This window comes from Sphingobium sp. YR768, from assembly GCF_900111125.1.
GTDB lineage: Bacteria > Pseudomonadota > Alphaproteobacteria > Sphingomonadales > Sphingomonadaceae > Sphingobium.
On the sequence record NZ_FOGE01000011.1, the window covers coordinates 150,647 to 158,448 of the forward strand.

Below are 7,802 nucleotides of genomic sequence, written 5' to 3' on the forward strand. Positions count from 1 at the left end.
CCGGCCAGCAGGGCGGATGAGAGGATGACAGGGCAAGGCAGGCGCACAAGCGCCGCCCGCCCGGTGCCGTCGACAGGCGGCGCCGGTCCCTCTCTCCATGCCTGCGGCCATGAAAAGAGGGAGGACAAGCATGACATCCTTTGGAAAGTGCGCATTTCGGGGCCATGGTGCAGCGCTGGCACTGGTCGCGGCCATGACCGCCGCGCCGGCCTTCGCGCAGGAAACGGCGCAACCCGATCAACCGACTGATCAAGCCAACAGCGCCGACATCATCGTCACCGCCCAGTTCCGCGCCCAGAATTTGCAGGACACGCCGATCGCGATCACTGCCGTCTCGGCCGATACGCTCGCCGCGCGCAGCCAGACCAGCGTCACCGATCTCGGCCAGTTCGCGCCCAATGTCGCGCTGGCCCCGGCGACCAGCATTCAGGGCAACAGCGTCGCCGCCTTCATCCGCGGCGTGGGCCAGCTCGACGCCAGCTTCGCGCTGGAACCGGGCGTGGGCATCTATGTCGACGATATCTATTATGGCACCACCTTCGGCGCGGTGATGGACCTCACCGATCTGGAACGGGTAGAGGTGCTGCGCGGGCCACAGGGCACGCTGGCCGGCAAGAACAGCGTCGGCGGCGCGGTCAAGCTGTTCAGCAAAAAGCCGGATTCGACCCCCGGCGGCTTTATCGAGGCGACCTATGGCCGGTTCGACCGGATCGAACTGCGCGGCAGCGCCAATATCCCGCTGACGAACGACCTTTTCCTGCGCGTCTCAGGCGTGTCGAAAAATGTCGACGGCTATATGAGCCTGCTCGACTATGGCTGCGTCAATCCGACATCGGGCATCCCGGCCAGCAGCGGCAATAAAAATTGCAAGATCGGCACCGAAGGCGGCATCGACGTGATGGGCCTGCGCGCCGCATTGCGCTACGCCCCCGCCGGATCGCCGCTCGAAATCAACATCGTGGGCGATGTGTCGCGCGACAACAGCGAGGTGGTCGCCACCAAATTGCTCTATGCCGACAATCCATCGGTGCGCAGCTATGACGCCAGCGATGCGACGGCCGGCATCCCCTTCGACAGCCGCTTCCTGACCGGGGCGAAGAGCTACACCTCCTACGCCACCTATGCGACCGGCGGCAATTATACGACCGCCTTCGGCATCCCGACCCAGGTCGCACCGGGCGGCTTCACCGCCAGCCCGACCAGCACGGTCAAGGCATGGGGCCTGTCCGGCACGATCGATTATGATCTGTCCGACAGCCTGAAACTCAAATCCATCACCGGCTGGCGCGAAGCCCATGGCACCAGCGCGATCGACGTGGATGGATCGCCGCTCGCCATCCTGCTCCAGCAATTCACCTATGGCCATGAACAGTTCACGCAGGAACTGCGCCTCAGCGCCAATTTGGGCGGTCTGGTCGATCTCACCGTGGGCGGCTTCTATTATAGCGCGACCGACACGATCAAAGGCCGCAGCCAGATCCCGACCCTGTTGTTCGACTTCATGTCCGACGACGTGATCAAGAATCGCAGCGTGTCCGCCTTCGCCCATGGCGAATTTCATGTGACGGACGCCTTCAACATCATCGGCGGCCTGCGCTACACCGACGACAAGAAGACGTACCGCTATTCCCGCCGCAATGTGGACGGCAGCCTGCCGAGCGGCGCCTTCTTCACCCCCAATTTCCTGCTGGCGGGGCTGGACGGTCTGACCGGCACCTTCAAGGGCGATCGGCTCGACTATCGTCTGGGCGTCAATTATCGCTGGTCGCGCGACCTGATGACCTATGCCCAGATATCGACCGGCTTCAAGGGCGGCGGCATCAACCCGCGCCCGTCCGCCCCGGATCAGGTGCTGACCTTCGGCCCGGAAACGCTGACTACCTATGAAGCGGGCTTCAAGGCCGACCTGCTGGGCCGTATGCTGCGCCTCAACGGTGCCGTCTTCCTCAACAAATATAAGGATATGCAGCTTGTCCGCTATCAGTGCCCGGAAAGCGTGGTGCTGTCCTGCTCCGTCCCGTCCAATGCGGGCGATGCGGAAGTGTTCGGCTGGGAAGCGGAAGCGCAATTCCATCCGGCCGACGGCCTGTCGATCGATGCCTCGGTCGGCTATCTCGATTTCGATTATACGAAGATCACCAATCCCGCCACGCTGGTGACGAAGGATATGATCGCCCCCTTCATCAGCAAATGGCAATTGTCGGCCGGCATCCAATATGAAGCGGATCTGGGCGGCAACGGCACGCTGACGCCGCGGATCGACTGGTCCTGGCGCTCCAACTTCTATTATAATTCGGTCAACAACGCCTATAATCTGATCGATCCGCCCAGCCTGGTGAATGCGCGGCTGACCTATCAGGCGGCGGACAGGGACTGGTCGCTCAGCGCCGGCGTCACCAATCTCTTCGACAAATTCTACTATAATGGCGTCGCGGAAAATGTCGGCACCTTCGGCGTCGTGACCGGCACCGTCGGCCGTCCGCGCGAATGGACCGTGACCGTGAAGAAGAATTTCTGATCCCTGTCCGGCCGGGGCGATCTCCGGCGACCGGACAAGGATCGGTGATGCCGTAGGGAAGGGGAGGAAGGCTCGTTCGCGACAAGCGGGCGGGCCTTTTTCATGGGGGGCATGAACTCGGATTGCGGCGTGTGTTGAGATGCTTCCGGTGCAGAATGCGCGCAATCGGGGATAACCCAACCCCGTTCGGCCCTTCGACAAACTCAGGAGCGCCTGTCGAAGCCATGTTCTGCTCTTTCAGGTGGGAAGCGGAATGACGGCTTCGCACATTGAATTTACTAAAGCGGACGCTCAATCAAGCGACGCTACGCAGTAATTACTCACTCTCTTTGTGAACGGCCTCATGGTTAAATACCTTAGATTCAATCTTAATCGACATTTTCTGCGGCTGTTTCCAGCTTCGGTGCGCTTTCCGCAGAAGGCTGAACTTAGCGCCGACAGTTGCATCGATATGCATGGCGACCCGCATTGCATTTTCGGACAGAGTTACTAGCGCGTCCATATCAACGTGGAAAGTCTTGCCCTTGGCGTAGTCAAAACCCTCCACTATCCCCACACGGCTGGCAAAAATATCGTTAACGATCCCCCCATTATGAACGTTGATATTCCTAACTTCGACAAAAAGACGCAACAGTTCCCGCTGACGGTTGTCAGGAAACATGCGAACGCCCAGACGATCATTAAAATATTTTTCCATATCACTGAGGCCGCCATAAGAAAGTTCGTTAATTTTCCTATCTATTATGAATGCAATTAATTCTTTATGTTTTTTGAAACGGAGAACATCATCTATTCTGATTGTTTGGGATGATGAAATAATTTCTGGCCGCTTTATGGCTGCGGAATTTATTATAGCAGAAAAATAACGTTGGAATGCATTTACGATACCATTGGTTAGATTGCGTGACTGAACTGTAGAATGCTTTTTTAGTTGATCCAACATCGCGTCGGGCTGAATTATGATCTTCTCATATTGCGCCCGTTTTGCCGGGTCACTTTCAGCCATCAGCAAAGCAGTCGAAGCTGTAACGCGAGCTTCATCGGCTTTGGCGACCAGATGGATAACGAAGAAAAAGAGGTCTAGGTTGGCGTGATATTCGCCAAGAAAACGACTAAAGGCGTCGGTGCAAACGGTGTCGTGGCGCGGATAGAACACGTCCCCCAACGGCGCCGACTTTGATCGCTTTGGATTCTTCATTGAGGCTTGCTAGCACATTGCGGGAAGTGCGAAAGGCCATCGTGAATGCTTGACCAGCCTATGGGGACGCTTTCCTTATGCAGTACAAGGTCGTGAACGACTGCGAATGGCCGTCGTGCGCCGAAAGCACATAACATATTCGCGCAAAGGCGCAGAGCACATCGCAACGCCTCCGCGTGAACAATAGGCGCCGCTGTCGCGATCTGCCGCTTCTGCTCGCCTTCCCACCATCCCGAATATGTCCCACCGCCCGCACGCCGATACACTCTTACAATGTAGGATTTCTTCTGATCTACCATGGCGGATGAAGCCATCCTCCCCCCTGAAATCGGTCGCCTCCGCCACGCGCGGGGCATGCGCGGCGCAGGCGCAAAGCTGGCGCGTCCCTGTCGCTTCCCCGTGGCGTTGCAGCCGCGGGGCAGGCGCGTCTCCGCCGGGACAGGTGGCGCGTCACAGGCGCTTGGGAGACGCTTCGCGAGCGCTTCGCAGGCGCGTTCCGCCCTTTTTACCCCGACGACATTGTGAACTTCGGCGCTATCCTACACGCCACCCCATCCTCGCCCCCTCCAACCGCCCGATTGGCCGTTGCAATAATAATAACGTTCGTTATGATGATTCCATCAGCTGGCCGACCGCCCGGATCAGGGAAGGCGGCGCACAGGCAGGAGAGGATTGATCATGTTGCCCGACGCCGTTCGCATTGCCCATCCCGACAGGCTGTTCATCGGCGGCGCATGGGTCGCATCGACCGGCGATGGCATGATCGACATCGTCTCGCCCAATAGCGAGGAGGTCGTCGCGCAGGTCGCGGAAGGCAATGCGGCGGATATGGACCGCGCCGTCGCCGCCGCCCGCAAGGCTTTCGACGAAGGACCATGGCCGACCATGGCCCCGGCGGAACGCGGCGCGATTGTCCGGCGCATGGGCGCGGAACTGGAAAAGCGCGCGCCCGAACTGGCGGCCGCCTGGACCGCGCAGGTCGGCGGCCTCGCCAGCTTCGCGCCGATCATGACCGGCGGCGCCACCGCGACGATGATGGCGATCGCCGGCTATGCGGACAGCTATCCCTTCGTGGAGCGCCGCCCGTCGCATATGGTGGACACCGCCATCGTCGTGCAGGAACCGGCCGGCGTCGTCGCGGCGATCGCGCCGTGGAATGCGCCCTATGGCATCATGTCGGCCAAGGTCGCCTATGCGCTGGTCGCGGGCTGCACCGTCATCATGAAGCCCTCGCCGGAAACCCCGCTGGAGGCCTATATCATGGCCGAAGCGGCGGAGGCGGCCGGGGTGCCCGCCGGGGTCGTCAATCTGGTCGCCGCCGGGCGCGATGCGTCCGATCATCTGGTCCGCAATCCGGGCATCGACAAGGTGACTTTCACCGGGTCGACGCTGGCGGGCAAGCGGATCGGCGAAGTCTGCGCCGGGCGCGTGGCGCGCTGCACGCTGGAACTGGGCGGCAAGTCGGCGGCGATCGTGCGCGACGACTTCCCGATCGAGGTGGCCGCCGCGATCCTGGGCAACACCATCACCATCATGAGCGGGCAGGTCTGCGCGATGCTGAGCCGCGCCATCGTGCCGAAGCACCGGCATGACGAACTGGCCGACGCCATCGCAAAGGTGATGCAGGGCATCCGCATCGGCCATAGCGACGCCCCCGATACCCAGCTTGGCCCGGTGGCGATGAAGCGGCAGCTGGACCGGGTGGAGGACTATATTGCGCTGGGCCGCGAAAGTGCCGACCTCGTCACCGGCGGCAATCGCCCGGCGCATATGAACAAGGGCTATTTCATCGAGCCGACCCTGTTCGCCAATGTCGATAATAGCAGCCGCATCGCGCAGGAGGAGATTTTCGGCCCCGTCCTCTGCCTGATCCCGGCGGAGGATGAGGAGGATGCGATCCGCATCGCCAATGACAGCGCCTTCGGCCTCAACGGATCGGTGCTGACCAACGACGCCGACGCCGCCTATCGCATCGGCCGCCGTATCCGGGCCGGGGGCTTTGGCCAGAATGGCATGAAGCTGGAATTCGGCCTGCCCTTTGGCGGCTTCAAGCAGTCGGGCATCGGCCGCGAAGGCGGGGTGGAGGGGCTGCATCTCTATCTGGAAACCAAGACGATCCTGCTCGACGCGGCGCCTGCGGGCTTCTGACCATGATCGCCCTCGATGCGCAGGGGCGCGGGAGCGGCGCGGCCTTCACCGCCGCCCGGATCATCTTCGGCGGCTGGTTCCTCTTTTCGGGGGTGGAATATTTCACCCCCTTCGATCTTCAGCCGCTGGGCAACACGCCGCTGGCGCAGGAATTCACGCTGGCGCTGATCCATTCGGGCCTGTTCGCCTGGATCAAGGTCATGGAAGTGGTCGCGGCCTTGCTCATATTGGCGAACCGGGCGGTGTTGCCCGCCGCGCTCGCCTGCGTGCCGCTCAACATCGTTATCGGCTACTGGAATTTCGTGCTGGATCCCGGCGTGGTCGAATATGCGTTCGGCATCGTGACGCTGCTGCTCAATGCCATCCTGCTCTGGCCGTGGAAGGGGGAACTGATCGGTCTGCTGCGCTGGTAGCATGCCTTGACCTGTCCTTGCCTATCGGGGATGGCCGACAGGAAGCAGGGCAAGGACCGGCATTTGGAACCGAAGACGACCATGGAAAGCGCGCGCCCCGGCCTGTTGCGGGCGACCCGTCTGGCCTTCGTCGTACCGGGCTATGCCATTTCCGCCTGGGCGCCGCTCATCCCGCATGTGCAGGCGCAGATCGGCCTCAACGCCGGGCAACTCGGCATGGCGCTGCTGGCGCTGGGCGCCGGGTCGATGACGACGATGCCGATCGCCGGTGGCCTTGTCGGCCGCTTCGGTTGCCGCCGTCTGTTTGCGGGCGCGGGCTATGCGGTGGCCCTCATCCTGCCGCTGCTGGCGCTCGCCCCCTCGGTCTGGTTGCTGGCGGCGGCGCTGTTTGCCCTCGGCATCTCGCTCGGCCTGCTCAGCTGCGCCCGCAATCTGCACGGCATCCACACCGAACGCACCCTTGGCCGCCGCCTGATGTCCGGCTTCCACGGCTTCTACAGTCTGGGCTGCATCTTCGGCGCCGGCACGATGAGCGTCCTGATGGGATCCGGCGTCGCGCCCGCGATCGCGATCCTGCTCGTGTCCCTCGCCATCCTCATCGGCGTAACCCTCTCGACGCCTTACATCACGGACGAACGCAACGCCTCCGGCCCGGCCTTTGCGCGCCCGCGCGGTATCGTTCTGCTGATCGGCCTGTTCTGCTTCGTCATCTTCATGGCGGAAGGCTCGGTGCTGGACTGGAGCGCTCTCCTTCTGTCGGATCATTTCCATCTCGACGCGGCGCGCGCGGGCCTGGGCTATGTCGCCTTCGCCATAACCATGACCGCCGGTCGTCTGATGGGGGACCGTCTGGTCCGTCACCTTGGCGACCGGGTCATGCTGGGCCTTGGGCCGATCGTTGCGGTGCTGGGCTTCTGGATCGCGATTCTGCCCGTCCACTGGACTCTTGCCGTCGCTGGCTTCGCGCTGGTGGGGGCGGGTTTGGCGAATATCGTGCCGCTTCTTTACAGCGCCGTCGGGCGGCAGACCATCATGCCGCAAAATCTCGCGCTCGCGGCTGCCGGATCGATCGGCTTTGCCGGGGTGCTGACTGGCCCTGCGGCGATCGGCTTCATTGCCCAGTGGACCAGCCTGGCCACGGCCTTCGCCATATTGTCAGTTCAGGTTCTGCTGGTTGCCTTTCAAGCGCCCCGGACCTCACCCCGGGGATAAGGTGATCGCGCCATTGGCGTGAGTCGCGTTCCAGAATCAGGGAAATTACCCGATTCTGGTGTCAAATCAGCAGCTTGATTCGGGATTTGAGTCGGTTTTCGCGGATTTTGGCCTGATGCCCCGTCTCCGATGTTGAATAGTAATGCACTGTAAATAAAGGATTTTCCTCAAATTTTCACGAAAGTTTCAAAAAACTGTTTGACGGAATTGGCGACCCTATCTAGAGGGCTTTTCACCGGACGGGGCGCTGCCAGCAGGGAGCGCCTGGGACGGTCGCCAACATAGACGGGATGCCGCTCCCCTGGAAGTAGTT

At 61.6% G+C, this 7,802-nt stretch carries 5 protein-coding genes; 4 read left to right on the plus strand and 1 reads right to left on the minus strand.

The window, feature by feature from the left end:
- Positions 1 to 130: 130 nt before the first annotated feature.
- Complete coding sequence (locus BMX92_RS14170; protein WP_093017548.1) at positions 131 to 2,518, plus strand: TonB-dependent receptor; 2,388 nt, start codon at positions 131 to 133, stop codon at positions 2,516 to 2,518.
- Between the two features lie 316 nt (positions 2,519 to 2,834).
- Here the strand turns inward: BMX92_RS14170 and BMX92_RS14175 are convergent, their stop codons facing one another.
- Positions 2,835 to 3,716 (minus strand): hypothetical protein, encoded by an 882-nt coding sequence (locus BMX92_RS14175; RefSeq protein WP_093017550.1) that lies wholly within the window; start codon positions 3,714 to 3,716, stop codon positions 2,835 to 2,837.
- 678 nt (positions 3,717 to 4,394) lie between these two features.
- Between BMX92_RS14175 and BMX92_RS14180 the strand changes: the two genes are divergently transcribed.
- The 3 genes from BMX92_RS14180 to BMX92_RS14190 all read left to right on the plus strand — a co-directional run bounded on the left by BMX92_RS14180 (position 4,395) and on the right by BMX92_RS14190 (position 7,489).
- Complete coding sequence (locus BMX92_RS14180; protein WP_093017552.1) at positions 4,395 to 5,864, plus strand: aldehyde dehydrogenase; 1,470 nt, start codon at positions 4,395 to 4,397, stop codon at positions 5,862 to 5,864.
- A gap of 2 nt (positions 5,865 to 5,866) precedes the next feature.
- Positions 5,867 to 6,277 (plus strand): hypothetical protein, encoded by a 411-nt coding sequence (locus BMX92_RS14185; protein ID WP_093017555.1) that lies wholly within the window; start codon positions 5,867 to 5,869, stop codon positions 6,275 to 6,277.
- Positions 6,278 to 6,340: 63 nt separating this feature from the next.
- Positions 6,341 to 7,489: an MFS transporter gene (locus BMX92_RS14190; protein ID WP_218145788.1), complete on the plus strand. Its 1,149-nt coding sequence runs from the start codon at positions 6,341 to 6,343 to the stop codon at positions 7,487 to 7,489.
- Positions 7,490 to 7,802 lie beyond the last annotated feature (313 nt).

Bases quoted from the DNA above. Each gene is read 5' to 3' on its own strand.
- BMX92_RS14175 (WP_093017550.1), bottom strand. From the start codon at position 3,716: ATGAAGAATCCAAAGCGATCAAAGTCGGCGCCGTTGGGGGACGTGTTC.
- BMX92_RS14170 (WP_093017548.1), top strand. From the start codon at position 131: ATGACATCCTTTGGAAAGTGCGCATTTCGGGGCCATGGTGCAGCGCTG.
- BMX92_RS14185 (WP_093017555.1), top strand. From the start codon at position 5,867: ATGATCGCCCTCGATGCGCAGGGGCGCGGGAGCGGCGCGGCCTTCACC.
- BMX92_RS14180 (WP_093017552.1), top strand. From the start codon at position 4,395: ATGTTGCCCGACGCCGTTCGCATTGCCCATCCCGACAGGCTGTTCATC.